Consider the following 23,493-nt stretch of genomic DNA (forward strand, 5'->3'; position numbering starts at 1 on the left):
ATGAGAGCGACCACCGTCAAGTTCCTGATCTTCGCCATCACGATGGCATTGATCTTCGCCGGGCTCGCCGTCGTGTTCAGCCAGGCGCGGTTCACCGGCACCGAGAACTACCGGGCCACCTTCACGGACGTCTCCGGTCTCGGTACCGGCGACAAGGTCCGCATCGCCGGGGTGCAGGTCGGCTCCGTGAAGAAGGTCGACATCGGCCCCGACAACACCGCCGAGATCGAGTTCGACGTGGACGCGAAGCACACGCTGTTCACCAGTACCCGCGCCACCGTGCGGTACGAGAACCTCGTCGGCGACCGGTATCTCGAACTGCTCGAAGGCGCCGGCAGCGTCGACGTCCTGCCCGCCGGTGGCAGCATCCCGATCGAGCAGACAGAACCGGCCCTCGACCTCGACCTGCTCCTCGGCGGGTTCAAGCCGCTGCTGCAGGGCCTCGACGCGCAGCAGGTCAACGACCTCTCCGGAGCACTCTTGCAGGTCTTCCAGGGTCAGGGCGACACGCTCGTGTCGCTGCTGGGGAACACCAACTCGTTCACCAACTCCCTCGCCGACCGCGACCAGCTGATCGGCGACGTCATCGACAACCTCAACGCCGTCCTCGGCACGATCGACGATCACGATCGCGAGTTCGAGAACACCATCGAACAACTGCACACCCTGGTGGGCGGGCTGTCCGCCGACCGTGATCCCATCGGCGCGTCGATCCCGCAGATCGCTACCGGCACTGCGGATCTCGCCGCACTGCTGCAGAACAACCGGCCCGACCTGCAGACGGTCATCGCCGAGACGAACCGCACCATGACCCAGCTCGACCTCGGCAAGGACGACATCAACCGCACGCTCGAACGCCTGCCCTCCGATTACAAGAAACTCATCCGCGTGGGTGCATACGGAAACTTCTTCCAATTCTTCCTCTGTGCCAATACTTTCAAGTTCTCCGGACCGGACGGCACCACCATCCGGTACACCACGGCGAACCACGACACGGGAAGGTGTGCGAAGGTCGAATGAGTGCACCTCGTGACCCCAACTACATCCGGACGGGCATCATCGGCCTGGCCGTGTCCGCCGCGATCGTGCTCGCCGGTCTGCAGTACGACCAGCTGCACTTCCTCTCCGGTGGCCTGAGCTACTCGGCCCGTTTCCAGGACGCCGGTGGCCTCGTCCCCGGCGACGACGTCATGCTCGCCGGCGTGAACGTCGGCGACGTCACCGACGTGCGGCTCGACGATCAGGCCGTGCTGGTCACCTTCCGTATCCGCGACGGTATCGGGCTCGGCGACACCACCGGTGCCGACATCAAGACCAACACCGTTCTCGGTCGGAAGTCCCTGGCGCTCCGCCCCGGTGGCGACGGCGTGATGCGCCCGGGCTCGGTGATCGCGCTCGAACGCACCAACTCGCCGTACTCGCTGACCGACGCTCTCGGCGACCTCACGACCTCGGTCTCCGAACTCGACACCGACCGGATCAACGAGTCGCTCGACGCGTTGTCGCAGTCGCTCGAGAACACCCCGCCCGAGATCCAGGGCGCATTGGAGGGCATGACCCGCCTGTCGCAGTCGATCAACGCCCGCGACGAATCGCTGGACCAGTTGCTCGAACGCGCCGAGGGCGTGACGAGCATCCTCGCCGAGCGCAGCGACCAGGTCAACGCGCTCATCGTCGACGCGAATGCGCTGTTCGGCGAACTGAGTCTGCGCCGCGACGCCATCACCGAACTGATCGCGAACATCTCGTCCGTCTCGCGTCAGCTCACCGGCCTCGTGCAGGACAACCAGGCGCAGATGGCACCGACGCTCGAGAAGCTCAACCTCGTGACGGCCAACCTGCAGGCGAACAAGGAGAACATCGCCGGCGCACTCGACGGTCTGGGCCCGTACATCAGCGCACTCGGCGAATCCGTCGCCAGCGGACCGTTCTTCAACGCCTATGTGTCCAACATCCTGCCGGCACCGTGGTGGAAGGCCGTGGTGGACAGCCAGGTCGCACCCGATCTCCTCCCCGAGGATCTGCAGGACGTGATCCCGGACGAACCCCCGACGATCAAGAGGGACGGCGAATGAGTACCGATACCGCCGCAACGACCCGGCGGCGCCCACCCTGGCTGATGGCGGCGATCATCGGTGCCGTCGTCGTGCTCGGCGCCCTCGCCGTGTTCGTCCTGCCGGACCTCGGCAAGCGCACCATCCACGCCGAATTCGCTTCCACCAGCGGCCTGTACGAGGGCGACGACGTGCGGGTGCTCGGAGTGTCGGTGGGACGCATCAGCGACATCGAACCCCGCGACGACCTCGTGCGCGTGACGATGCAGGTCGACAGCGGCGTCGAGATCCCTTCCGACGCAAAGGCCGTCGTCATCGCGCAGAGCCTCGTCTCGGCGCGTTTCGTCCAGCTCACCCCGGTCTACTCGGGTGGTCCGACGATCGAGGACGGCACGACGATCCCGATGCAGCGCACGGCCTCTCCCGTGGAGTGGGACCAGATCAAGACCGAACTGATGCGATTGTCCGAAGCGCTCGGTCCCGAGGAACTCGATCCGCAGGGATCTCTCGGCCGGTTCATCGACACCGCGGCCGAGAATCTCGAGGGCAACGGGCAGACCGTGCGCGAGGCCCTTCGGGAGCTGTCGGACACGATGCGCACGCTCTCGGAGGGACGCACCGATCTGTTCTCGACGATCCGCAACCTGCAGACCTTCGTATCGGTCCTCTCGTCGAGCAACGAACAGATCGTGCAGTTCGGCGGTCGTCTCGCGTCGGTCTCGGACGTGCTCGCGCAGAGCTCCGACCAGCTCGGTGTCTCCTTGTCCGAGTTGAACATCGCCGTCGGCGACGTACAGCGGTTCGTGCAGGACAACCGGGCCGAGCTCACCGAATCGGTGGAGCGGCTGGCCGATGCGACCGAGGTGCTGGTCCGCAAACGTCCCGAGATCGAGCGGGTGCTGCACTCGGGCCCGACCTCCCTCGCGAACTTCTACAACATCTACAAGCCCGCGCAGGGTTCGCTCACGGGCGCACTCGCGATCAACAACCTCGCCAACCCCGTCGAGTGGATGTGCGGGTCGGTCGCGGCCGCCGCCAACGCGACCTCCGAACGCAGCGAGGAACTGTGCCGCCAGCAGCTCGGACCGGTGCTGTCGTCCATCAACGCCAACTACCTTCCGCTGCTGGTCAATCCGCTCGCCGGTGTGCAGGCCTTCGACGGCGACATCGTCTACACCGAACCCTGGCTCGAAGGGGCGTCGGAAGGACGTGGCACCGCACCCGGACCGTCGCTGTCGGAAGCGGCGTCGCCGCTCGACGGGATCCTCGGCGGCCTGCCGTCGCTGCAGGTCCCGCAGGATCTCGGTTCCCTGCTGCAGCCGGGAGGAGGACGATGACCGGCCGATCGATGTTCCGCCGCCTGGGCGTCGCGGTCACTGCCGTCGCGGTGGGCACGACGCTCACCGCGTGCGAGTGGGGCGGGCTCAACTCGATTCCCATGCCCGGCACCGCCGGCCGCGGGGAGGGCGCCTACCGGGTGCAGATCGAGATGCCCAACGTGACGACCCTGACCCAGAACTCGCCCGTGCGGGTCGACGACGTCACCGTGGGGTCGATCTCGGGGATCGAACTCGACGGCTGGCACGCGCTCGTGACGGTCTCGCTCGACGAAGGCGTGATCGTTCCGGCCAACTCGCTCGCCCGGATCGGGCAGACGAGTCTGCTCGGATCGCAGCACCTCGAACTGATTCCGCCTGTCGGCGAACCCCCGGAGGGCCGGCTCGAGGACGGCGACGTCATCCCGCTCGAACGCGCCGGTGCGTATCCGACCACCGAACAGACGCTCTCGTCGTTGTCGGTGGTGCTCAACGGTGGTGGGCTCGCGCAGATCAACGACATCACCACCGAGTTGAACGCGGCGCTCGTCGGCCGGGAGGACTCGATCCGGAACCTGCTCCCGCGCCTGGACGAACTGGTGTCGACCCTCGACACGCAGCGCGGCGACATCATCGCCGCGCTGGAGGGCATGGACCGTCTGGCGGCGACCGTGAACGACCAGAACGCGACCCTCGTCCGGGCTCTCGAGGAACTGCCGCCCGCGCTCGAGGTGCTGGCCGATCAGCGCTCGAACCTCACGGCCGCGATGAGTTCGCTCGGCGAGATGAGCACCGTGGCGAGCCGGGTCGTGGAGACCTCGAACGACGACCTGAAGGCGAATCTCGAGGGGCTCGCGCCGACGTTGAAGGCCCTGGCCGATTCGGGCAGTGCCCTGACCGAGGTGCTCGGTGTGCTGCTCACCTATCCCTTCCCGCAGGCGGGCATCAACAACATCATCCGCGGCGACTACGCGAACCTCGCGATGACGATCGACCTCAGTCTCGAACGCCTCGACCTGAACTTCCTGTCCGGGACGCCACTCGCGGGACGCCTCGCGGGTCCGGAAGGGATCCTCGGCCGCGACGCGGGACTCGCTGCGCAGGCGACCGATCCGTTCCGTGCGCCGCTCGAGCCGCCACCGCCGCCACCGCCCGGTCCCGAAGGAAAACTGACGATCCCCGGCATCGGTGAGATCACCATTCCCGGCCTGCCCCTGGGGGTGCCCGCGCCATGATGCTCACGCGGTTCGTCCGCATCCAGCTCACGATCTTCGCGATCCTCACGGTCGTCGGACTCGTCGTGATGTCGCTGATGTACGTGCGGCTGCCCGCTCTGTTCGGGGTCGGGCGGTACGAGGTGGTCGTCGAACTCCAGTCGACCGGTGGCCTGTACCCGCATTCGAACGTCACCTACCGCGGCAACACCGTCGGCACCGTCCGGAGCGTCTCGTTGTCGCCGACGGGCGTCGAGGCGACGTTGTCCATCGACAGCGATGCGAAGATCCCCGCCGACGTCGACGCGGCGGTGCGCAGCGTCTCGGCGGTCGGTGAGCAGTACGTCGATCTCGTGCCCCGCGCCGACGGCTCGGGCGGCGAACGTCTGGCCGACGGCGACGTGATCCCCGTCGACCGCACGACGGTGCCGCAGGAGGTCGGTGCCCTGCTCGACCAGGCCGACGTGCTGCTCGCCTCGATCGGCGACACGCGACTGCAGACCGTGGTCGACGAGGCGTTCGACGCCTTCAACGGTTCCGGACCCGAACTGCAGGAACTGATCGACTCGACGCGCCTGTTCGTGCAGGAGGCCTCGGCGAACAGTGCCGAGACACGGCAGTTGATCGACCAGATCGGTCCGCTGCTCGACACGCAGGTGGTCACGAGCGACGCCATCCGGTCGTGGACACGCGACATGGTGACGTTCACCGATCGTCTGCGCGAGAGCGACCCCGACCTGCGGGCCCTGCTCGACATCGGACCGGGCGCTGCCGCCGAAGCCGAATCGCTACTGCAGGACCTGAAACCGACGCTGCCGCTGCTGCTCGCGAATCTGGTGAGCGTCGGCGAGGTGGGCGTCATCTACAACGCCGGCATCGAGCAGATCCTGGTGCTGTACCCGCCGATGACGACGGCCCTGATCACCGCGGCCGGCGACGGCCCGCCCGAGGACGGTGCCGTGGTGGACTTCCACCTGCAGTTGCACGATCCGCCGCCGTGTCTGGCCGGTTTCGTGCCGCCGGAACAGTGGCGCAGCCCGGCCGACACGTCCATGGTCGACACCCCGGGCGACGTCTTCTGCCAACTGCCGCAGGACTATCCGAACGCGATCCGCGGTGCCCGGAACCTGCCGTGCATGGAGTACCCGGGCCGTCGCGCACCGACGCCCGACACGTGCCGCACCGGGTACAGCCCCACCTACTCGGACAATCCGTGGACCGGGCCGCCCACGCCGGTGGCCTCGGAAAATGTCGCACCCACGCCCGCCTCCTACGGCGGGGGAGAAGACACGGCTCCCGCGGGGGTCGCGGCGCGACGGATCGATCCGCAGACCGGGACGTACATTGGTCCCGACGGCACCGTGTACACGCACGCAGATCTCGGTGGAGATCGGAGCTTGGAGAGTTACATGAAGGCGCAGCAGGGCTGATGGCAGACGAGATCGACAAGAAGACGACGCCGGCATGGGCCAAGCCGGTCGCGATCATCGCGTCCGTACTGGTCATCGCGCTCGTGGCGGTCGGGGCCTGGCTCATCGTCGACCGGCAGTCCGCGAACGAACGCGACGAGCGGCGGGAGGCGTACCTGCAGGCCGCGCGGCAGACGGTGCTCAACCTGACCACCATCAACGCCGACACCGCCGACGCCGACGTCGCCCGTCTGCTCGACGGCGCGACGGGTGATTTCAAAGCCGAGTTCGAGGGCCGCGAAGGACCTTTCGTGGAGGTCGTGCAACAGGCGGGTGTCGACACCACCGGTGAGGTCCTCGAAGCGGGGATCCAGAACGAGGACGGCACGTGCGCGTCGTCGCTCGTCGCCTCCCGCGCGATGGTGAGCAACGCCGACCAGACCGAACCCGAAGCACGTGACTTCCGTCTGCGGGTGACGATCTGCGACGAGAACGGCAGATTGTTGGCGTCGAAGGTGGAGTTCGTGCCGTGACCGACGAGAAGGACGATCGCGTGACGCTCGACAAGACGACCGATGACACTGTGTCCGGTGGGACCGCAGAGAAGGACGGATCCACCGCCGCCGAGACCTCGGCCGCCGACACCTCCGTCCCGGACGCGATTTCGGATCCGAAGGCCTCGTACCTGCCACACATCGCGATCGGATTGTCTTTCGTGGCAGTGGTTTTCGCGGTCCTGGTGGGATGGCTCGCCTACGGCACCGTCCAGCAGTCCGCCGCCGAGACGGCACGGACGGAGGCAAGGGTCGCTGCGGAGGAACAGGCGGTCGCGATGCTCGCCTACACCCACGACCAGGTGGACGCGCAGACCGACGCCGCCGCGGAGGGTCTCACCGGCGACTTCCGCGACGAGTACACGAATCTGATGAAGAACATCATCGCGCCGGGCGCCAAGGAGAAAGCGATCAGCGTGCAGGTGAGCGTGCAGGCGTCGTCGGTGGTCTCCGCCGACGCCGACAACGCTGTGACCCTGCTGTTCCTCAACCAGATCACGACGAGTTCGGAGAACCCCGAAGCGGTGAGCAGCGGCAGTCGGGTGCGCGTCGAACTCGAAAAGCAGGACGGGCGTTGGCTCGTCAGCCGGTTGACCCCGATCTAGAAGAGAGCCGTCAGGTGGGGTCGGGTTCGCCGGCCTCACCCGGCGCGATCAGCGCGCGTCCGGCGGCGCCGGTGTTGGCGAGGGTGTCGAGGAACGAACGGGCCCAGCGATCCACATCGTGCGTGAGCACCTGACGGCGCAGCGCACGCATCCTCTTGCGGCCGTCCTCGCGCGGCACCTCGATCGCGGCCTGGATCTTGTCCTTGACGTCCTCGAGGTCGTGCGGATTGCACTGGAACGACTGCCGCAGTTCGGCTGCGGCACCGGTGAACTCGCTGAGCACCAACGCGCCGCCGAGATCGCTGCGGCACGCGATGTACTCCTTGGCGACGAGGTTCATGCCGTCGCGCAAGGGGGTTACCAGCATGACGTCGGCCGCGACGAAGAACGCGATGAGCTCGTCGCGGGGGACCGGGCGGTGGATGTAGTGCACCACCGGACGCCCCACCTCGGCGTACTCACCGTTGATGCGACTGACCGTCCGCTCGATCTCGCCGCGCATGTGGACGTAGGAATCGACGCGCTCCCGGCTCGGGGTCGCGAGCTGCACCATCACGGTGTCCTTCGGGTCCATGCGACCCTCGGCGAGAAGTTCGTGCACCGCATCGAGCCGCACGTCGATGCCCTTGGTGTAGTCGAGGCGATCGACGCCGAGCAGAATCGTCTTCGGGTTGCCGAGTTCCTTGCGCAACGCCTTGGCGCGATCGCGGATGGCCTTGCTCCGCGACTGCTGGTCGAGCCGGCCCGATTCGATGGAGATGGGGAAAGCGCCGACGCGCACCGAGCGGAAGCCGACCTGGACCACGCCGAGCTTGGACCGGATGCCGATGTTACCGCGTGAGGTCTGGGCACCTGCCAGACGTCGGGCGAGATACAGGAAGTTCTGGGCACCCCCGGGAAGATGGAAGCCGATGAGGTCGGCGCCGAGGAGACCCTCCACGATCTCGGTGCGCCACGGCAGCTGCATGAACAGCTCGATCGGCGGGGACGGGATGTGCAGGAAGAAGCCGATCGTCAGATCGGGACGGAGCATCCGCAGCATCTTCGGCACCAGCTGCAGCTGGTAGTCCTGGATCCAGACGGTCGCGCCCTCCGAGGCGGCCTTCGCGGTCTCCTCGGCGAAGCGGCGGTTGATCTCGACGTAGGAGTTCCACCATTCGCGCCGGTACTCCGGACGCACGATCACGTCGTGGTAGAGCGGCCACAGCGTGGCGTTGGAGAACCCCTCGTAGTATTCGGCGATGTCCTCGGTGCTCAACCGCACCGAGTGCAGGGTCAGCCCGTCCTCGACGATGACGCCTGACTCGGCGTCGGCCACGCCGGCCCAGCCGACCCAGGCGCCGTTGTTCGAACGCAGGATCGGCTCGAGTGCGGTGACGAGCCCGCCCGGACTGCGCTTCCAGCGGGTGGTGCCGTCGCGAAGCCGTTCGAGGTCGACCGGCAGGCGATTGGCGACGACCACGAAGTCCGACCCGGCGTGCGAGTCGTGGTTCCCCGCTGCGTCCGCTTCGCCTGCTGTCACGTTGTGGTCCTCTTTCGGGGCCGGTGCCGTCGCCGGCCCGGCAGTGTGGGTGCCGACATCGGCACCGGGATGGGTGTCGAGCTCGTCAGTGCTTGTCGCTGGGACCGATGCCGAGCATCGACAGCAGCATGCGGCACTCGTCCGCGTTCTCTGCGTAGGCAGCGACGACTCGCTGCGCCTGTCGTGCGGTTTCGTCGGCGACGGGTTCGAGATCCTCGTCGGCGATGTCGTTCGCGGTGGTCGGGTCCGCGGCCATGATGTCCTCCCGGGGTCGCTGCTCTGTGCGAGCACGCATCGTCCTTCGACTCTAGGAGAATCGGACAGCTCGCCGCCACCCGCCTTCCGAGGGCGGTCCTGGCACGGTCCTGCACGTCTACGTCGCGGTACCGTAGGACGGTCGTGCAGTAGGTACACCGTGTGTGTTTCCGGCGCACGACGTCACAGCGCCGACCCGCGGCGCACAACCGCGCTCTCGTCGAGGAAGGTATTCATGCCCATTGCCACCGTGAACGGCATCCCGCTGAACTACCAGGTCAAGGGAACGGGCGATCTCGTCGTCCTCATCATGGGAACGGGTAGTCCGGGGCGCGTGTGGGATCTGCACCAGGTGCCCGCGCTCGTCAAGGCCGGCTACCGGGTCGCCACCTTCGACAACCGCGGCATCGCACCGTCGGGCGAGAGCCTCGGCGGCATGACCATCGACGACCTGGTGAAGGACACCGCCGGCCTGATCGAACTGCTCGGCGGCCCCGCCTACGTGATCGGCACGTCGATGGGTGCGCGTGTCGCGCAGGAGCTGACGCTCGCCCGTCCCGAACTCGTCCGCAAGGCCGTTTTCCTGGCCGGTCACGCCCGCATGGACCAATTCCAGCTGACGCTCACCGAGGGCGAGCGGCAGCTCTACGACAGCGGCGTCGAACTGCCGCCGAAGTATCAGGCCGCCGTCACGGCCGTGATGAATCTGTCGCCGGCCTCGCTGGCCGACGAGCACACCGCCCGCGACTGGCTCGACGTCTTCGAGTTCAGCGGCGGAAAGGTGTCGGCGGGCGTGCGCGCGCAGCTCGGCATGGACCGGGAGTTCGATCGGCGCGCGGCCTACCGCGGCATCATCGTGCCGTGCCTGGCCGTCGGATTCGCCGACGACCGGATGATCCCGGCCTATCTGTCGCGCGAGGTGGCGGACGCCATTCCGGGTGCGCGCTACGAGGAGATCCCGGACGCGGGGCACTACGGCTATCTCGAGCGGCCCGAGGCGGTCAACAAGATCCTGGTGGACTTCCTGGCTTCCTAGAGGAGTCCCTTCACACGGGAAATCGCAGGCGGGCGCGGTGGGATCGGCGACGATCCACCGCCCCCGCCGTCGTCGAAATGCGACGAAGGTCCCTGTGATCCGGGAGATCGGGACGTCCCGCGGACCGTCGGGCACTGGTACGCTCACCGAACAAAGGTTAGCCTGAGCTACCTTCGAGTCTCGTACGAACCGATCACGGGCCCCTCCGGACCCCCTAGTACGGAAGTTGAGTGATGACCGACCGTTCCAGCCTTGTCGCCGATGACGCGGGGAGGTCGGAGGGCAACTCGCAAGGAGACGTCTTCGACCTCGTCGGTATCGGTTTCGGCCCCTCGAACCTGGCGCTCGCGATCGCCGTCGAGGAGCACAACACCGACAACCCCTCCTCGGCGATCCGGGCACGTTTCTTCGAACGTCGGTCGGCCTTCGCCTGGCACCCGGGCATGCTGCTCGAGGGCGCCACGATGCAGATCGCGTTCCCCAAAGATCTGGTCACCTTCCGCAACCCCGCTAGCTCGTACAGCTTCTTCTCCTACCTGCACGACCGTGGCCGTCTCGTGGACTTCGTCAACCACCAGACCTTCTTCCCCACACGTCACGAGTTCCAGGACTATCTGCAGTGGGCGGCCACGCGCGTCGACGCCGACGTCCGCTACGGACTCGAGGTCGTCTCGGTCGAGACCGTCCGCAACCACAACGGGGTCGCCGATCTGTTCGCCGTGCGGACCGCCGACGGCGCCGTCGTGTACGCGCACAGCGTCGTGGTCGGAGTCGGACTGCGTGCCCGGCTCCCGAAGTGGGCGACCGAGTCCGCCCGCTGCTTCCACAACCACCACTTCCTCTTCCACATCGAGGACATGCCGGAGCCGCAGCACCAGCGCTTCGTGGTGGTCGGTGCGGGGCAGAGCGCGGCCGAGGTCGTGCAGTACCTGCACACGCACTACCCGCAGGCCGAGGTCCACAACGTCTTCAACCGCTTCGGGTACAGCCCGGCCGACGACAGCCCGTACGCGAACCGCATCTTCGACCCGCAGGTCGTCGACGAACTGCACGCGGCCCCGCTGTCCGAGCGTGAGCGTCTGCTCGCCCTGCACCGCAGCACCAACTACTCGGTCGTCTCGCCCGAACTCATCGAGGCGCTCTACGCGACCGAATACCGCGAACGGGTGAGCGGTCGTCGCCGCTTGTTCATGCGTCGTGCCTCGGAGGTCGTGTCGGCGATCGAGAGCGAGGCGGGAGTCACCGTCGAGATCCGCGACAATCTCGAAGGCGACACCGAGACCCTCGAGTGCGATGCGGTGGTCCTCGCGACCGGCTTCGAGCCCACGCCTCTCGCGCCGCTGCTGGGTGATCTCGCGCCCGAGGCACCCGTTCTGTCCGTCGCCCGCGACTACCGTCTGCCGCTGCCCGAGAACGTCACGGCCGACGTCTACCTGCAGGGCGGAACCGAGAAGACACACGGTCTGACCGCGTCGTTGCTGTCCAACGCAGCGATCCGCGCGGGTGAGATCCTGACCTCGATCGTCGAACGCCGAGAGCTCCGTCTGCCCGGAGCCGGGGGAGGAATCGACGAGCTTGGTAGGATATCGGACCATCACACCTACGCAACAAGTGAGGCGAGATGAGCACGAATCCATTTGACGACGAAGACGGCCGCTTCTACGTCCTCATCAATGATGAGGAGCAGTACTCGCTGTGGCCGACCTTCGCCGAGGTTCCGCAGGGGTGGCGGGTGGTATTCGGCGAAGAGTCGCGCGCCGCTTGCGTCGAGTACGTCGAGCAGAATTGGACCGATATGCGTCCGAAGAGCCTTCGCGACGCAATGGAAGCCGACGAGAAGGCCCGCCAGGGCAGCTGAACGCTTCCGTCAGATCCGCCGAGAGTCACGCCCGCGCCGAAAGCGCAGCGTGGCTCTCGTCGTTTGTACGGACGATCCTGCCTCCCGGCCCGACGACGACCCGTGTGGGTCGAGAGGTATCGGGCCCGTGGCCAGGGGACCCGACGCGATCGGGCCCGTCGGTATCGGGCCGGTGGCGATCGGACCGGTGGTGATCGGGCCGGTGGCGATCGGACCGGTGGCGATCGGTCCCGTCGCGATGGGGCCCGTCGCGGGAGCTGTGGGTATCGGGCCGGTGTGCAGCGATCCCATCGGGATGGGACCCGTGGCGGGGCCGGGCGCCGGACGCCACACCGGGCGGTTCTTGTCGAGCCGGATCCGGGGGATCCGCCGCAGCTGCGGGCGACGCAGCGCGCCGACGCGGAGGACACCGCGCGGGTTGCGCGTGCGGCGGGCGAGCCATTCACCGAGCGTGACACCCGCGGCGAGCGCGCACCCGATACCGAACGCCGAGAACAGCGCCGTCATGCCGGTGGCCATCTGATTGCGGAGCATCGCGTACAGGCCGCGATAGAGGGCGAGACCGGGCAGCAGCGGCGTGATGCCGGCGACCGCGACGACCAGCGGTGGCGTGAGCGCGCGGCGGGCCATCAGACCACCGGCGAAACCGATGACGGTCGCGGCCAGCGCCGACGAGATGATCGGACCGAGCGACAACCCGAGCGCGAGCTGGTAGCCGAGGCTGCCGGTGGCGCCGGCGAGCGCGGCGACCGTGAGAGCGCGACGTTCGGCGTAGCAGGCGACGGCGTAGAACAACGCCGCCGCGGCACCGGCGAGGATCTTCGTCGGCAGCTGTGTGAGGTCGGGAAGTGCCTCGTAACTGATGAGAGGGAGTTCGGCGCCGAACACCGACGCGACCCGAAGGGTCGTCGCGACACCCGCGACGATGCCGCCCGTCATCATCAGCACTTCGAAGAAACGCGCCGACGCCGTGATGGGGGCCCCGGTGATGGCGTCCTGCACCGAACCCACGAGCGACAGACCGGACAGCAGCACCGTCACGCCGGCCGCGATGATGAGTCCCGGTGACACTTCGATCCCGATCGTCTCCCGTATCCCGTACAGCGTGATCGCCGGGGCTGTCGCGACGATGCCGCCCACCAGATGCTGGAAGAAGAACGGCAACCCGGCCGCGTTGAGTTTGCGGTTGACGCGGTCGATCACGAACGTCGAACCGAAGGCGACGAGCGCAACCAGCGCGTCGCCGCCGAGGAGCACGGAGATCGAGGCGGCCATCGCCGACCACGCGATCGTCGCCACCCAACGGTTGTACGGATGCGCCTTGGTGGTGATGGCGAGCAGTTCTTCGTGCGCCTGCGCCGGGGAGATCGCGTCGCGGCGGACGCGGCGGGGCAGACGGTCGACGGCCGCGAGCCGCGTGAAGTCCATCGAGCGGTAGTGCACCACCCGCATCGTGCTCGACGGCGGCATGGTCGGTCCGCGATAGGCCGACAGCACGATCGAGTTGTAGGTGACGTCGACGTCGCACTGCGCCAGACCGTAGGTGGCAGCGACGAACCGCACCTGTTCGGCGGTGTCGATCGCGCCGGTGCCCGACGCGAGCAGGACCTCACCGACACGCACGGCGACGTCGAGCGCCTCGGCGACCACTGCATCATCGGTCAGGTCGATCGGCTGCAGTGGCGCCGGCGCCTCGGTGACCGCGTCGATGGTCGCGCGGCGGGTACCGAGAACCCGATCGAGGAAGTCGTCGAAGCGGCTCACCGTCCGCGGCCTCCGGTACGGCTGGGGGAAACGGGGAGGGGGGGCATGCAATCCACCGTAACGAAGGCGGGTGGGTGCGCGCCGAGAGTGTGACGCGCTATATGATGGCGTCGCTCACGCGTCGTCCGCGACCGTCGAGTTCTGTGCCTCCTTAGCTCAGTGGTAGAGCACTCGCCTTGTAAGCGAGCGGTCGTCAGTTCAATCCTGACAGGGGGCTCCAGTAGGGCCCGTCGCGTACCGCGCGGGCCTGTTTCATCCGGTGCTGCTGTGAACCGCTGCGAAGACCACGAACACGGCGAACAGTGCCGCGACGCCGAGGCACGCACCGATCAGAGCTTCGCGGCGATGCGTCGCCGTGCCCCTGTCGACCCGTTCGAGACCGATCCATCCGCACACCACTGCGACCAGACCTGCGGGGATCGCGACGAAGTCGCCGATGACGGGTACGAAGGCGAAGACGAGCGCGACGATCCCTGCGGTCAGTGCCGTGTTTCCGGCGCCGTTGCGGGGCGGGACCGGGGTGAAGCGGTCTGCGGTCATCGTCCCTCGATCCGGGAGGCACACATGCACGGGCGGGTGTTCGCCCGGACCGGATCCCTGTCCCGTCGAAGGCGAGAAGGACAATTTACATCGGAAGACGGGGCTCCGGGAGGGTTGCCGGGCCGTTGCCGTCCTGCTCCGGCCAGTGGTGTTCACCGAGGCGGCGTGCTCGGCGCTCGGACAGGTCGATCACCGGCGCAATCGTGTGCGGCGCCTCGTGGAGGTCGTGCGCCGCGGCGACGCGCCCGAATACGAGGGCGACCACCGGGGATGCCGTGAGCCATCCGAGCAGCGGCCAACCGATCCAGGTCATATCCGGAGAACGGTTCGGGCGCACGGAGCGTCAACGGATCCGCCGCAGTTCACCCGGTTGTTCACCCTCCGCATGTCACTGCAGGGGCGTGTGAATACGGAAGTGACGAAATGGATCGGATATCAGGACTTCGAGGATTCGAATGCGTCCATATCGACGAATATCAGCCGTCCGTCGTCGAGCGCCACAGCCCAGCGGCGCACGCGCGCCCAGTCGCGACCCAGCTTGTCGCCCACGGCTTCCTGTGCTGGACCGAAGTCTTCGACGATCGTGCCGGGACAGGCCTTGGTGCCCGCGACACCCGCGCGTACGACGACCTTCGAGCCCACAGCAGGCTTCGGGGGAGTATTCGACGATCCGGCCATAACTCGAATCATGCCATCAGTGGAAAGAATCGACCGGGCAAACACGGATTATCCGCATCGGACGAATGTGGCGATTCGGGTGGAATATCCCTTTCGTGTTGTTCTTTCCACCAGAAACGACTTCGCCCACGCCGGTCGGCGTGGGCGAAGAGGTTCTCGAATCGGAGAAACAATGGCCGGTCAGCGCAGTGCGAGCTTCTCGCGCGCCTGATCGACGAACTCGGAATCGACCATGAGGTCGTAGCGCGAGGCCTCGATGCTCTTTCTCGAGACGAAGTCGCGGCGTCCCCCGGTGCTCCAGTGGGTGAAGAAGCCGAGTGATCCGCCCCACACCGCGCCGAAGACGACAGCGGTGAGGATCACGGTGGCCATGCCGGTGGCAGGCAGAAGCAGTGCCAGGAGCAGACCGAAGAGCAGGCCCGTCCAGACGCCTGCGGCGGCGCCGCGAAGGGCGGCCTTGCCGTTGGTCATGCGGCCTTCGATGTGTTCGACGGTGGTGACTCCCTGGCCCACGACCCGCAGGTACTCGACGGGAAAGCCTTCGTCGGACAGGTGGTCGATGGCCCTCTCGACGGCGTCGTAGGTGCGGTAGCTCTCGAGGACGGTTTCGGATTCGGTGTAGTGCCCGGGTGTCGGTGCGTAGATATCTGTCATGCGTTCCCCTTCGTCGACGATTGGAACGATACGCTCATCGTAGCGTATCGTTTCGTAGTGTTTGATTCGGGGTCGCCTTGTCGGGGAGACTCGGGAATCCTGCGGGTGTATGCCCGCGCGAGGAGGATGTAGACATGGTGGGCGAGGTCGAGACGGAATCCGTGGCCCTGACGTCGCGGCGCCCCGTCAAGGAGCGTGCCGGGACCGACGCGCGCATCGTGAAGGCCGCGCTCGAGATCCTGCGGCTTCACGGGCCCAACCGCGTCACCGTCGAGGCGGTCGCGGCGCTGTCGGGCGTCGCGAAGACGACGATCTACCGGCGCTACGCGAACCGTGAGGAGATCCTCGACGCGGCATTGCACTCGCAGGTCGCCTCCCCGTGCGTGCCCGACGGGCTGTGCGTCTACGACCGCGTCAAATGGACCCTCGAGCTGATCCGTCGCGGACTGTCGAACGAAGTGGGCATGGGCAGTGTCGGCGCACTGCTCACCGACCAGGAACCCGAGTTCACCGAGTCGATCCGGGAGATCATCAATGCCCGGAGCGAGGTCGTCGCCGACGTGCTCCGCGCCGCGATCGAGTCGGGCGCGATCCGCAAGGACATCGACGTCGACACCGCCGTCTCGATGCTCGTCGGCGCGTATCTCGGCGCCTACCTGCGTCACGGCGAGGTGGGGGAGTCCTGGGCGGACGAGGTCGTCCACATCGTCTGCCCCGAACTGGAACCGGACCCGCAGGCGCAGTGATCGTAGGCCCGCCCTTCGGGTCGATCGATCGTAGGCCCGCCCCGCAGGTCGATCGGTCGTAGGCTCGACCCGTGACCGAGTCGAGTCGATGCGTGGTGGCGGTCGTGGGATCGCTGAACCTCGACCTGACGGTCGTCGTGGCACGTGCTCCCGAAGAAGGTGAGACGGTACTCGGCCGGCATCTGCGCACCTATCCGGGAGGCAAGGGCGCGAACCAGGCCATCGGTGCTGCCCGCCTGGCTCCCACCGCCATCGTCGGCGCGGTGGGCAGCGATCATGCCGCTGACGTACTGCGCGGCGTGCAACAGAGGGCAGGGGTCGACACCTCCCATCTGCGCACCACACCGGGCCCGACCGGCCGGGCCGTCATCCTCGTCTCCGACGACGGGCAGAACCGGATCGTCGTCGTACCCGAGGCCAATTCGTTGCTCGAGGCCGAGGACGTGACCGCAGCACTCGATGCCCTCGATCCCGCGGTGGTGCTCACCCAACTCGAGCTGCTCCCCGCAGTGACCTGGGCCGCCGCCCAGTGGGCGCGCGATCACGACCGCCGGTTCGTGCTCAATCCGAGCCCGGTGATCGACCTGGACGAATACGTCCTCGCCGGCGCCGATCCGCTCGTACTCAACGAGCAGGAAGCCCTGCACTACGCGGGTCTTCCCGCAGGGACCCCCTTCGACGCGATCGTGACCCGCCTGCTCGAACAGGTGCGCACCGTGGTGATCACCCGTGGTGGGGAGGACGTCGTGGTCGGAACCGAGGACGCGATCGAACATCTGCGGGTCCCGCAGGTCGAGGTCGTCGACACGACGGGGGCGGGCGATCATTTCGCCGGCACGCTCGCCGCGTTGCTCGGCACGGGGGAGGACCTGTTCGCGGCAGCGCGCCGGGCATCGGCCGACGCTGCCCGGCTGGTCGCATCCCGCCGCTCCGATCGCTGACACGGCGAGGAACTACGTCAGGGCGGCGGAAGCAGCTCGCCCTTGCCGCTGCGCAACCAGCGCCCGGGAAGCCGGCCGGCGAGGTCGCCGAGCGGACCGACGGCCCCGCGCAGCAGCTCGACCGTTTCCTGCAACATGTCGATGCTCGCGTTCATCTGCGAGATGCCGGGCGTGAGATGCGCGAGGGTCTCCGAGAGCGAGACGATCTGATCGAGCGGACCGCCCTCCGCGAGCAGTCGTTCGAGGGCGCCCCGTTCGGAGAGCAGGACGTCGAGGACGCCGCCCTGGGCGAGGGCCCGCTCGACGACCCCACCGGGCCGGATCGCCACATCGACGATGCCGCCCGGCGCGGTGAGCCGTTCCACCGCGCCGTCCTGGGCGAGCAGCCGTTCGAGCGGGCCGTCGTGCGCGGTGAGGCGATCGAGCAGACCCCCTTCCGACACGAGACGGTCGAGGGCACCGTCGTCGGCGAGGATCCGGTCGAGGGGACCACCCGGTGCGGTGAGCCGGTCGACGGGTCCGCCCGGTTCGAGCAACCGATCGAGCAGGCCACCCGGCTCGGTGAGCCGATCCACGGGACCGCCCGGCGCGAGCAGCCGGTCGAGGGGACCGCCGGGACGCAACGCGTGACCGAGTCCACGGTCCTCCGACGTGAGCTTCGAGATCTGCTGCAGCAGACCCACCGAACTGCGGGTGTCGGGCAGGCCGACCGCGCCGAGCGCGGAGTAGGTGGTGGGCGACACCGCGACCCGCACGGTGCCGACGACCGTCTCGGCGACGCTCAGGGCGACCTCTGCGGCGGTCAGACCCACACGCACCGGCATCACGAGTACGGACCCGAGGTTCATGGAACCGACTGTAACGGTCAGTGCTCGAGAACGTCAGTCCGAGAACGTGAGGCCCGAGAACGTCAGTGCACGAGTTTGAGACCGACCACGCACAGCACGATGCCCGCGATCAGTGCGAGCTTCAGCAGCGAGGCGGTCTCGGTGCCGGTGACCATCGCATATCCGACCGTGAGAGCGGCGCCGATACCCACCCAGATCGCGTAGGACGTCCCGACCGGCAGGGTGCGCAGGGCATACGCGAGCCCGGCCATGCTCAGGACGAGGGCGACGACGAACACCAGTGTCGGGGTGAGCCGGCTGAAACCGGCAGATCTGCCGAGGGCTGTAGCCCACACGGCTTCGAGCACACCGGAGAGGACGAGAACGATCCAGGCCATGACGTACAACGCTCCTGCACCGTCTTGTCGCTGGCCGGGTACGGTGCGCTCGTCCGGGAGGCCGACCGGCGGCCACCTCCGTCGAGGTTAGGAATTCCGGGCGAGTATTGGCAAATTGCTCAGGACACGCGCAGTAGCTGCGATTCCTGCGCAATCACCGTGCACGAACATCCGCCGTCCAGTTCGATGCAGTCGAGAACGAGGGTGTGCCGCACGATCTCGAAGTCGACGCAGTCGGGTTCGGTGCAGTCGACCCGAGTATCGGCGTGGAGCACGAGAGTGCCGTGGCAGTGGTCGAGATCGTGGTTGCACTGTGAACACGTCATGCATCACTTGATAGCACTGCCGTCGGACAGGTTCTCCGAGCTCATACATGGGGATCACGGACGTGGTCGGGAAGGCCGCGCGGAACGCGTGGTCGTTGTTCGTCGCCGAGCCCGCACTCGGCCTGCTCGACGCCGTCTTCGGCGGGGTGCCCGCACCCATCGTCCGCACGGCCTACCGCCTCACCGCGATCGACGCGAGATCCAGCGTCCGTCCGGCAGCGCCGCACGCGACACCTCGTGGGTCGAACTGGACGCCTTCCTCCACGAACCGTGTGCGGACAGCAACGCGCCGGCCGCCACGCTTCCCGTCGAACAGGGAAGTCGTGACGACCGGCGCGTGAGTGCCGGGCCGGTGTGTACTGCCGGCTAGTGCGTTCCGGCGGTCTCGGGGGCCGACACCTCCACCCCATCCGCCTCGGGCTCCGGGGCCCGTCGGACGAACAGGGAGCCGACGACTGCGATCACCGCGATCGCCGCGCCCCACGTGAACGCGCCGTGGACACCGTCCGCGAGCGCACCGGCGGGATCGCCCGCGCTCTCGGCGCCCGCGACGGTCGTGCGGGTCAGCACCGTGATGAACAACGCCGTACCGGCCGCACCGGCGACCTGCTGCATGGTGCTGACGATGGCGCTGCCGTGGGAGTACAACCGCCGCGGCAGCGCTCCGAGTGCCGAGGTCAGCAGCGGCGAGAACATCAACGCGAGGCCGATGTTGAGCAGCACGTGCCAGGCGATGACCGTGCCGATCGTGGTGGTCGCGTCGAAGGTCGTCATGCCCCACATCGCGACGCAGGCGATGACCGCGCCCGGTGCGACGAGCGGCCGCGGACCGAACCGGTCGAACAGGCGTCCGACGATGTAGCCGAGCAGACCCATGACCAGACCACCGGGCAGCAGCATCAGGCCGGTGGTCAGCGTCGACTGACCCAGCACGTTCTGCAGGTAGATCGGCAGCAGGATGAGGGTGCCGAACAGCGACATCATGCTTACCGAGACGAGTGCAACCGCGAGCGAGAACGCCGGGGTACGGAACGCGCGCATGTCCAGCAGGGCGCCGTCGCCGAGGCGGATCTGACGCAGGACGAAGACCGTCAGCGACGCGATGCCGACGACCAGCGGCAGCCACGGCGGCATGAGCGGATCGCCCTCGGCGGCCTCACCGAGACTGCTCAGACCGAAGACGAGACCGCTGAACCCGAGGGCCGACAACACCACCGACGGGGCGTCGAGCGGAACCGCGACCGGTTCGGTGACGCTGCGGATCCAGCTCAGGCCGAGCGCCGTCGCGACGACCGCGATCGGCAGCACCAGCCAGAACATCCACCGCCAGCTCAGCTGGTCGAGCACGACGCCACCGATGGTCGGGCCGACCGCGGGAGCGACCGCGATGACGATCGAGATCACGCCCATCGTGCGACCGCGACGATCGGCGGGAACCAGGTTGAGCACCGTCGTGAACAGCAGCGGCAACATCACCGCGGTGCCCACGGCCTGGACGACACGACCCAGCACGAGGACCGGGAAGATCGGGGCGCTCGCGGCGATCAGGGTGCCGAGCAGGAAGCTGCCCATCGCGATCGCGAAGACCGTGCGCAGCGACAGCCGGGTGAGCAGGTAACCCGTGATCGGGATGACGACGGCCATGGTCAGCATGAACGCCGTGGTGAGCCATTGGGCGGTGGCTGCGCCGACGTCGAACTCGACCATCAGCTTCGGCAGCGCGACGCTCATGATCGTCTCGTTGAGGATGACGACGAATGCGGCCCCGACGAGAACGGCGATCAGAAGACCGGCGCGCGGTGCGGCAGCGGCCTGCGGCTCGGCCGTACCGGCCGGAGCTGGGGAACTCGGTGGAGTAGAAGACACGAGGAACACAACGGGATACCGGTCGGAATTGTTCCGCCGATATCCCGTCGAGCGGATCAGTCGGGGACGTGCTCGCCGTGCCCCTGTTCGCGCAGGGCGTCCTTGATCTTGCGATGCGCGCGGTCGAGCGATTCGGGCGACGGATCCTTCTCGGCCGTCGCGAAATCGAAGTCGCCGAGGGAGTAGGCGGGGAAGACGTGCAGGTGCAGGTGGGGGACCTCCAGGCCGGCGATCATCAGGCCGGCGCGCGGGGCGTCGAAGGCGGCGGTGACGGCGCGACCGAGGATGCGGGCGACGTCGTTCACCTTCGCCCACAGGTCGTCGTCCACGCTCTGCCAGTGATCGACCTCCTGCCGTGGCACGACCAGCACGTGCCCCTCGGTGAAAGGGTTGATGGTCAGGAAGGAGACGACGTCGTCGTCCTGCCAGACGAAACGGCCCGGCAGTTCACCGGCGATGATCTTGCTGAACACGGAAGTCATACCGGGAGGATAAGGGACACCGGGTTCACCGGAGCTGTTCCCCGACATCGGCCGCCGCGACGGTGAGGACCAGCAGCGGCACGACCTTCTCCGGCGCGATCCGGTAGCGGTTTCGGCTTCCCTGCTCGACCACGCGCGCAGCCGACAGAGCCCGGAGATGGTGGTAGAGCCGGCCGGTCGACGTGAGGTCGGTGGCCTCCTGGAGTTCGGTGGCGGTGGCGGGCCCGCGCAGCAGAGTCCGCACGATCGCCAGCCTCGCGGGGTTGCCCAAGGCGTCGAGGACGGCGGCGACGGGAACGGGATCGAGTGCGAGGGATGCGCCCGCGTCGTACTCGATGTTCCAGCGGACGTGGCCGTGCAGGGAGACGAAGCCCCCGTAGGTCACGGACCCCGTGCTTCCTGCCACGTCCGCCACGGGACCGGTGCCACCGGGACCGTCCCCGGCGCCCCGGCGGGGCGCGTCGCCCTCGAGGATCCGCACACGGCGTTCGAGACCCGCGAGCCGGGCCTCGTACTCGTCGTTCACGTCGCCGTCGCTCACATCGCGCAGCGTATCCGCTCGAGAAAATCGGGATCGTTCGCTGCCGCGGCGAGCATCTCCTGATGGGCGAACGATTCGAGGGCTTCCGCGTAGTCGCTGTCCGACATGCCGGACGCGAGCATCACCGTGGTCGCGATCGTGTCGTCATCGCGGCGGAAGGTGACCGCGTCGGTGAGGATGCCGGGCAGGCTACCGCCCTTGAATCCGACTCCCTCGAATCCCGGAACCGTGGACGGTTGCCATTCGAGGTGGGTACGCGCGAGGTCGCCGCCGGCACCGAACGAACCGTCGGCGATCGCGCGATGCAGGGCGGTGAGCTCGGCGGCCGATCCGGTGTTGTCGAAACGCTGGACGCGGTCGACCCGGGCGAACAAATCCTCCGGCGCCGGGTGCTGCACCGCTTCGGCGCGGTAGGCGGGTTCGGAGGCGTAGCGGCGCGCGGCGTCCCAGACCGCCGACGAATCGTCGAGTGTCGGGTCGAGCAGCGCGAGCGTGTTGCCGAGCATCGTCGGCGGCGTGAAGTCGTCCCAGCCGCCCTGGGCGGCGGCCTCGCGCAGCGCGTCGTCGCCGAGGCGGTCGCGCAGGTAGTCGGGGACCGCGTTGTCGCTCTCCTGGATCATCGCCGACACCATCTCGTCGAGAGTGACGGTGTCCTCCGGGTCGTTCACACCGAGCCGTTCGAGAGCCCGGGGGTGTGCGCCGCCGTCGGTGTCCGGGAGATGCCAGCGTTCCCAGTCGGCGAGCGGTACGCGCTCGTCGGGGGAGAGTTCACCGGCTGCGACGGCGCGGGCATAGGCGGCGAGATGCACGACCTTCACAGCCGACGCGAGCGGTTGCCGCTCGTCGGGTCGTTGTTCGAAGGTCCCGCCGTTGCCGTCGTCGACCGCGATGGCGACCGTGTCGGGGTTCTCGGCGAGGTAGCCGATCCAGCCTTCGGCGGTGCTCACGTCCGCGGCGGGGGTGGGCATGCATTCACCGGCCGGGGCGGACGCGTCCGCCCCGGCCGGTGCAGGGATGTCGGACTCCGGTGGAGTGCTCTGCCCGCATCCGGCCAGAGCGATCACGACGCTCGTCGCGGCGAGGGTGGTTCCGATCCTGTTCGGCATGGCGGTATCCGTCCGTGTCGGGGTGACAGTTCGAAATTCCGAACTTTCGAAATAACGATAGATCAGTCGGGTGGGCGTGTCGAGAGTTCACGGCGACTCCGACGGTCGCGGGCGGTCGTATCGTCGGGCTCATGGAAGGTGACGGGAGCGTGCGGGAGGCGCCGCTGCGCGTGCTCGTGGACGAACTCGTCACACACGTCCTCGTCGGGCTTCCCGCGGATCGGCGCACGGTCGTCGGTCTGTGCGGGCCGCCGGGTGCCGGGAAGAGTCGCGCCACGGCGCTGCTCGTCTACGCCCTCCGATGCGCGGGGGTCTCCACCGGGCAGGTGCCGATGGACGGCTACCACCTGTCCAACCGGCAGCTCGACACCTTCGGCGCGCGGGACCGGAAGGGGGCGCCCGACACCTTCGACGTGGCCGGCTTCCGCGACATGCTGAGCCGGGTGCGGCAGTGCCGCGACGAGACGATCTACGCCCCGGATTTCTCCCGGCCGCTCGACGAACCGATCGCGGCGGTGCACGCTGTGCCGGCCGATGCCCGGGTGATCGTCACCGAGGGCAACTACCTGATGTTCGAGACCGGGGGATGGGAACACATCCGCCCGCTGCTCGACCTCGTCATCTACATCGACGCACCCCGCCGCACGCTCACGCGACGTCTCGTGCGCCGGCACCGCCACCACGGACGGGACGAGGACGGCGCACGCGAATGGGTGCGGACCGTCGATCTGCCCAATGCGGAAGCCGTTCAGCGCACGCGTTCCCGCGCCGATCTCGTGTGGAGACCGGTCCCGTAGTCTG

27 protein-coding genes, 1 tRNA gene, 1 pseudogene and 1 riboswitch are annotated in these 23,493 nt (G+C 67.9%); of the genes and pseudogenes, 15 read left to right on the plus strand and 14 right to left on the minus strand.

All coding sequences use genetic code 11. From position 1 onward, the window contains the following. From IM25_RS09250 to IM25_RS09280, 7 genes are read left to right on the plus strand one after another with little or no spacing between them, the layout of a single operon-like run. Positions 1 to 1,020: an MCE family protein gene (locus IM25_RS09250; protein ID WP_033096865.1), complete on the plus strand. Its 1,020-nt coding sequence runs from the start codon at positions 1 to 3 to the stop codon at positions 1,018 to 1,020. Then, positions 1,017 to 2,075: an MCE family protein gene (locus IM25_RS09255; protein WP_033096864.1), complete on the plus strand. Its 1,059-nt coding sequence runs from the start codon at positions 1,017 to 1,019 to the stop codon at positions 2,073 to 2,075. The genes IM25_RS09250 and IM25_RS09255 overlap by 4 nt, the downstream gene beginning before the upstream one ends. Further along, positions 2,072 to 3,391, plus strand: a complete 1,320-nt coding sequence (locus IM25_RS09260; protein WP_033096863.1) for an MCE family protein — start codon at positions 2,072 to 2,074, stop codon at positions 3,389 to 3,391. The genes IM25_RS09255 and IM25_RS09260 overlap by 4 nt, the downstream gene beginning before the upstream one ends. Then, a complete protein-coding gene (locus tag IM25_RS09265; RefSeq protein WP_033096862.1) occupies positions 3,388 to 4,605 on the plus strand; it encodes an MCE family protein in 1,218 nt (405 codons plus the stop codon). Before IM25_RS09260 ends, IM25_RS09265 begins: the two co-directional genes overlap by 4 nt. Next, on the plus strand, positions 4,602 to 6,014 hold the full coding sequence (locus IM25_RS09270) for an MCE family protein (protein WP_033096861.1): 1,413 nt from the start codon (positions 4,602 to 4,604) through the stop codon (positions 6,012 to 6,014). The genes IM25_RS09265 and IM25_RS09270 overlap by 4 nt, the downstream gene beginning before the upstream one ends. Further along, positions 6,014 to 6,526 carry a hypothetical protein gene (locus tag IM25_RS09275; protein ID WP_033096860.1) on the plus strand — a complete coding sequence of 171 codons (513 nt, stop codon included), beginning with the start codon at positions 6,014 to 6,016 and terminating at the stop codon, positions 6,524 to 6,526. The genes IM25_RS09270 and IM25_RS09275 overlap by 1 nt, the downstream gene beginning before the upstream one ends. After that, the gene (locus tag IM25_RS09280) at positions 6,523 to 7,152 is read left to right on the plus strand and encodes a hypothetical protein (protein ID WP_033096859.1); all 630 of its coding nucleotides are present in this window, start codon (positions 6,523 to 6,525) and stop codon (positions 7,150 to 7,152) included. The genes IM25_RS09275 and IM25_RS09280 overlap by 4 nt, the downstream gene beginning before the upstream one ends. A 10-nt stretch (positions 7,153 to 7,162) precedes the next feature. Here the strand turns inward: IM25_RS09280 and IM25_RS09285 are convergent, their stop codons facing one another. After that, positions 7,163 to 8,674 carry an alpha,alpha-trehalose-phosphate synthase (UDP-forming) gene (locus IM25_RS09285; protein WP_065995981.1) on the minus strand — a complete coding sequence of 504 codons (1,512 nt, stop codon included), beginning with the start codon at positions 8,672 to 8,674 and terminating at the stop codon, positions 7,163 to 7,165. A gap of 85 nt (positions 8,675 to 8,759) precedes the next feature. Beyond that, positions 8,760 to 8,969 carry a hypothetical protein gene (locus IM25_RS09290; protein ID WP_016692417.1) on the minus strand — a complete coding sequence of 70 codons (210 nt, stop codon included), beginning with the start codon at positions 8,967 to 8,969 and terminating at the stop codon, positions 8,760 to 8,762. A gap of 195 nt (positions 8,970 to 9,164) precedes the next feature. Between IM25_RS09290 and IM25_RS09295 the strand changes: the two genes are divergently transcribed. The 3 genes from IM25_RS09295 (at position 9,165) to IM25_RS09305 (ending at position 11,823) form a co-directional block, all read left to right on the plus strand. After that, complete coding sequence (locus tag IM25_RS09295; protein WP_033096858.1) at positions 9,165 to 9,965, plus strand: alpha/beta fold hydrolase; 801 nt, start codon at positions 9,165 to 9,167, stop codon at positions 9,963 to 9,965. A gap of 233 nt (positions 9,966 to 10,198) precedes the next feature. After that, the gene (locus tag IM25_RS09300) at positions 10,199 to 11,590 is read left to right on the plus strand and encodes a lysine N(6)-hydroxylase/L-ornithine N(5)-oxygenase family protein (RefSeq protein ID WP_033096857.1); all 1,392 of its coding nucleotides are present in this window, start codon (positions 10,199 to 10,201) and stop codon (positions 11,588 to 11,590) included. After that, positions 11,587 to 11,823, plus strand: coding sequence for an MbtH family protein (locus IM25_RS09305; RefSeq protein WP_006551884.1), 237 nt, complete (start codon positions 11,587 to 11,589; stop codon positions 11,821 to 11,823). The genes IM25_RS09300 and IM25_RS09305 overlap by 4 nt, the downstream gene beginning before the upstream one ends. 366 nt (positions 11,824 to 12,189) lie before the next feature. Here IM25_RS09305 and IM25_RS09310 read toward each other — a convergent pair. Further along, positions 12,190 to 13,587: pseudogene (locus IM25_RS09310) on the minus strand (threonine/serine ThrE exporter family protein); the annotation flags it as partial. Positions 13,588 to 13,732: 145 nt separating this feature from the next. On the opposite strand from IM25_RS09310, the gene IM25_RS09315 reads away from it, so the two are divergent. Continuing rightward, positions 13,733 to 13,807 (plus strand) — tRNA-Thr (locus tag IM25_RS09315). Positions 13,808 to 13,839: 32 nt separating this feature from the next. Here IM25_RS09315 and IM25_RS09320 read toward each other — a convergent pair. The 4 genes from IM25_RS09320 to IM25_RS09335 form a co-directional block, all read right to left on the minus strand. After that, complete coding sequence (locus IM25_RS09320; RefSeq protein WP_006551882.1) at positions 13,840 to 14,127, minus strand: hypothetical protein; 288 nt, start codon at positions 14,125 to 14,127, stop codon at positions 13,840 to 13,842. A gap of 85 nt (positions 14,128 to 14,212) precedes the next feature. Further along, positions 14,213 to 14,440 (minus strand): hypothetical protein, encoded by a 228-nt coding sequence (locus IM25_RS09325; RefSeq protein ID WP_019290082.1) that lies wholly within the window; start codon positions 14,438 to 14,440, stop codon positions 14,213 to 14,215. Positions 14,441 to 14,562: 122 nt separating this feature from the next. Continuing rightward, positions 14,563 to 14,817: a hypothetical protein gene (locus tag IM25_RS09330; protein ID WP_232333432.1), complete on the minus strand. Its 255-nt coding sequence runs from the start codon at positions 14,815 to 14,817 to the stop codon at positions 14,563 to 14,565. Between the two features lie 168 nt (positions 14,818 to 14,985). Then, complete coding sequence (locus tag IM25_RS09335) at positions 14,986 to 15,459, minus strand: general stress protein (RefSeq protein WP_006551879.1); 474 nt, start codon at positions 15,457 to 15,459, stop codon at positions 14,986 to 14,988. A 134-nt stretch (positions 15,460 to 15,593) separates the two neighbouring features. Between IM25_RS09335 and IM25_RS09340 the strand changes: the two genes are divergently transcribed. Next, positions 15,594 to 16,205, plus strand: coding sequence for a TetR/AcrR family transcriptional regulator (locus tag IM25_RS09340; protein ID WP_033096856.1), 612 nt, complete (start codon positions 15,594 to 15,596; stop codon positions 16,203 to 16,205). Positions 16,206 to 16,276: 71 nt separating this feature from the next. Next, entirely contained in the window at positions 16,277 to 17,146 is an 870-nt protein-coding gene (locus IM25_RS09345; protein ID WP_006551877.1) for a ribokinase, read from the plus strand. Between the two features lie 17 nt (positions 17,147 to 17,163). On the opposite strand, the gene IM25_RS09350 is transcribed toward IM25_RS09345, so the two are convergent. The 3 genes from IM25_RS09350 to IM25_RS09360 all read right to left on the minus strand — a co-directional run bounded on the left by IM25_RS09350 (position 17,164) and on the right by IM25_RS09360 (position 18,697). Then, positions 17,164 to 17,994 carry a hypothetical protein gene (locus IM25_RS09350; protein ID WP_019290078.1) on the minus strand — a complete coding sequence of 277 codons (831 nt, stop codon included), beginning with the start codon at positions 17,992 to 17,994 and terminating at the stop codon, positions 17,164 to 17,166. A 62-nt stretch (positions 17,995 to 18,056) separates the two neighbouring features. Next, positions 18,057 to 18,371, minus strand: a complete 315-nt coding sequence (locus tag IM25_RS09355) for a DMT family transporter (protein ID WP_006551875.1) — start codon at positions 18,369 to 18,371, stop codon at positions 18,057 to 18,059. A gap of 13 nt (positions 18,372 to 18,384) precedes the next feature. Beyond that, a riboswitch (guanidine-III (ykkC-III) riboswitch) is annotated at positions 18,385 to 18,450 on the minus strand. A 40-nt stretch (positions 18,451 to 18,490) separates the two neighbouring features. Then, the gene (locus IM25_RS09360; RefSeq protein ID WP_006551874.1) at positions 18,491 to 18,697 is read right to left on the minus strand and encodes a hypothetical protein; all 207 of its coding nucleotides are present in this window, start codon (positions 18,695 to 18,697) and stop codon (positions 18,491 to 18,493) included. A gap of 47 nt (positions 18,698 to 18,744) precedes the next feature. On the opposite strand from IM25_RS09360, the gene IM25_RS09365 reads away from it, so the two are divergent. Beyond that, entirely contained in the window at positions 18,745 to 19,038 is a 294-nt protein-coding gene (locus IM25_RS09365) for a hypothetical protein (protein WP_033096855.1), read from the plus strand. A 25-nt stretch (positions 19,039 to 19,063) separates the two neighbouring features. Here the strand turns inward: IM25_RS09365 and IM25_RS09370 are convergent, their stop codons facing one another. Genes IM25_RS09370 through IM25_RS09385 form a run of 4 tightly spaced genes read right to left on the minus strand, consistent with a single transcriptional unit; the run spans position 19,064 to position 22,692 of the window. Next, positions 19,064 to 20,563 carry an MDR family MFS transporter gene (locus IM25_RS09370; protein ID WP_231781133.1) on the minus strand — a complete coding sequence of 500 codons (1,500 nt, stop codon included), beginning with the start codon at positions 20,561 to 20,563 and terminating at the stop codon, positions 19,064 to 19,066. Between the two features lie 56 nt (positions 20,564 to 20,619). Further along, entirely contained in the window at positions 20,620 to 21,045 is a 426-nt protein-coding gene (locus IM25_RS09375) for an HIT family protein (protein ID WP_006551872.1), read from the minus strand. Between the two features lie 25 nt (positions 21,046 to 21,070). Further along, positions 21,071 to 21,586: an ArsR/SmtB family transcription factor gene (locus IM25_RS09380; RefSeq protein WP_232333433.1), complete on the minus strand. Its 516-nt coding sequence runs from the start codon at positions 21,584 to 21,586 to the stop codon at positions 21,071 to 21,073. Beyond that, positions 21,583 to 22,692, minus strand: a complete 1,110-nt coding sequence (locus IM25_RS09385; RefSeq protein ID WP_033096853.1) for a serine hydrolase — start codon at positions 22,690 to 22,692, stop codon at positions 21,583 to 21,585. Before IM25_RS09385 ends, IM25_RS09380 begins: the two co-directional genes overlap by 4 nt. Before the next feature lie 131 nt (positions 22,693 to 22,823). On the opposite strand from IM25_RS09385, the gene IM25_RS09390 reads away from it, so the two are divergent. After that, entirely contained in the window at positions 22,824 to 23,489 is a 666-nt protein-coding gene (locus IM25_RS09390; RefSeq protein WP_024102972.1) for a nucleoside/nucleotide kinase family protein, read from the plus strand. Positions 23,490 to 23,493 lie beyond the last annotated feature (4 nt).

Origin of the sequence: Rhodococcus sp. p52, from assembly GCF_000763325.2 — a bacterium.
In the GTDB taxonomy this organism is placed as follows: Bacteria; Actinomycetota; Actinomycetes; order Mycobacteriales; family Mycobacteriaceae; genus Rhodococcus; species Rhodococcus pyridinivorans.

Bases quoted from the DNA above. Each gene is read 5' to 3' on its own strand.
- IM25_RS09250 (WP_033096865.1), top strand. From the start codon at position 1: ATGAGAGCGACCACCGTCAAGTTCCTGATCTTCGCCATCACGATGGCA.
- IM25_RS09255 (WP_033096864.1), top strand. From the start codon at position 1,017: ATGAGTGCACCTCGTGACCCCAACTACATCCGGACGGGCATCATCGGC.
- IM25_RS09260 (WP_033096863.1), top strand. From the start codon at position 2,072: ATGAGTACCGATACCGCCGCAACGACCCGGCGGCGCCCACCCTGGCTG.
- IM25_RS09265 (WP_033096862.1), top strand. From the start codon at position 3,388: ATGACCGGCCGATCGATGTTCCGCCGCCTGGGCGTCGCGGTCACTGCC.
- IM25_RS09270 (WP_033096861.1), top strand. From the start codon at position 4,602: ATGATGCTCACGCGGTTCGTCCGCATCCAGCTCACGATCTTCGCGATC.
- IM25_RS09275 (WP_033096860.1), top strand. From the start codon at position 6,014: ATGGCAGACGAGATCGACAAGAAGACGACGCCGGCATGGGCCAAGCCG.
- IM25_RS09290 (WP_016692417.1), bottom strand. From the start codon at position 8,969: ATGCGTGCTCGCACAGAGCAGCGACCCCGGGAGGACATCATGGCCGCG.
- IM25_RS09295 (WP_033096858.1), top strand. From the start codon at position 9,165: ATGCCCATTGCCACCGTGAACGGCATCCCGCTGAACTACCAGGTCAAG.
- IM25_RS09300 (WP_033096857.1), top strand. From the start codon at position 10,199: ATGACCGACCGTTCCAGCCTTGTCGCCGATGACGCGGGGAGGTCGGAG.
- IM25_RS09305 (WP_006551884.1), top strand. From the start codon at position 11,587: ATGAGCACGAATCCATTTGACGACGAAGACGGCCGCTTCTACGTCCTC.
- IM25_RS09320 (WP_006551882.1), bottom strand. From the start codon at position 14,127: ATGACCGCAGACCGCTTCACCCCGGTCCCGCCCCGCAACGGCGCCGGA.
- IM25_RS09325 (WP_019290082.1), bottom strand. From the start codon at position 14,440: ATGACCTGGATCGGTTGGCCGCTGCTCGGATGGCTCACGGCATCCCCG.
- IM25_RS09330 (WP_232333432.1), bottom strand. From the start codon at position 14,817: ATGATTCGAGTTATGGCCGGATCGTCGAATACTCCCCCGAAGCCTGCT.
- IM25_RS09335 (WP_006551879.1), bottom strand. From the start codon at position 15,459: ATGACAGATATCTACGCACCGACACCCGGGCACTACACCGAATCCGAA.
- IM25_RS09340 (WP_033096856.1), top strand. From the start codon at position 15,594: ATGGTGGGCGAGGTCGAGACGGAATCCGTGGCCCTGACGTCGCGGCGC.
- IM25_RS09350 (WP_019290078.1), bottom strand. From the start codon at position 17,994: ATGAACCTCGGGTCCGTACTCGTGATGCCGGTGCGTGTGGGTCTGACC.
- IM25_RS09355 (WP_006551875.1), bottom strand. From the start codon at position 18,371: ATGGCCTGGATCGTTCTCGTCCTCTCCGGTGTGCTCGAAGCCGTGTGG.
- IM25_RS09360 (WP_006551874.1), bottom strand. From the start codon at position 18,697: ATGACGTGTTCACAGTGCAACCACGATCTCGACCACTGCCACGGCACT.
- IM25_RS09365 (WP_033096855.1), top strand. From the start codon at position 18,745: ATGGGGATCACGGACGTGGTCGGGAAGGCCGCGCGGAACGCGTGGTCG.
- IM25_RS09375 (WP_006551872.1), bottom strand. From the start codon at position 21,045: ATGACTTCCGTGTTCAGCAAGATCATCGCCGGTGAACTGCCGGGCCGT.
- IM25_RS09385 (WP_033096853.1), bottom strand. From the start codon at position 22,692: ATGCCGAACAGGATCGGAACCACCCTCGCCGCGACGAGCGTCGTGATC.
- IM25_RS09390 (WP_024102972.1), top strand. From the start codon at position 22,824: ATGGAAGGTGACGGGAGCGTGCGGGAGGCGCCGCTGCGCGTGCTCGTG.